1 protein-coding gene is annotated in these 611 nt (G+C 45.5%); it reads right to left on the bottom strand.

Translation table 11 applies throughout. From position 1 onward, the window contains the following. Positions 1–8: 8 nt before the first annotated feature. Positions 9–431, bottom strand: coding sequence for a hypothetical protein (locus Q0590_RS37465; RefSeq protein WP_302042809.1), 423 nt, complete (start codon positions 429–431; stop codon positions 9–11). Positions 432–611: the final 180 nt, after the last annotated feature.

Raw genomic sequence — 611 nt, 5'->3', positions numbered from 1 at the left:
TTGATATTTTAATAGACTTGCTCTAGCCAAATCCTGCGGGCAATACCAATTCCCTCCAGGCTTCCCTGTCCGCCACCTCGCAACAGAACAGCTACATTTTGCCCCTGTTGTAATTCACTTAAGCTAATTGACTGCCCGTTAGTATCCACAATTTGGGTGCTTGGCTGCACCAGCACATAGGCGCGAGTAAAGCGAGAATTCTGCGACTGGGAAGCAGTGCCATCTATTTCGAGCATCACCTGCCCTTGGTTATACCTGCTGCGAATGATGCTTCCTCGGATATCCACACGTTCGGGTGATAATCGCTGCTTGTCGCTAGTCTCCACATTACTTGGTGAAGTGGGGGCGCTACCTCTTTGGCAAGCCGTCAGACTTAAGGCTACCAAAAAACAAAAGGACATCAAGGCATGCAGCAGGTTTTTACTTCTCATCTTGGGTTTCTCTAGAATTACTATTGATAGAACGCAGGTAAGCCTAAACAAGATGTGCCATTGGTGACATAAGTTGGTGCAAATAGTGGAACCCGTCTGAGATCGCTCTCAATCAAATGACATCTATGAAAGTATTTCTTGAGGGAAAGAAGTAGAGTATAGTAGTTAAAATAATTCTCC

This window comes from Rhodocytophaga aerolata (assembly GCF_030503435.1).
In the GTDB taxonomy this organism is placed as follows: Bacteria; Bacteroidota; Bacteroidia; order Cytophagales; family 172606-1; genus Rhodocytophaga; species Rhodocytophaga aerolata.
The sequence above is the reverse complement of the archived record's forward strand: the minus strand, read 5'-3'. Positions and strand labels throughout refer to the sequence as shown.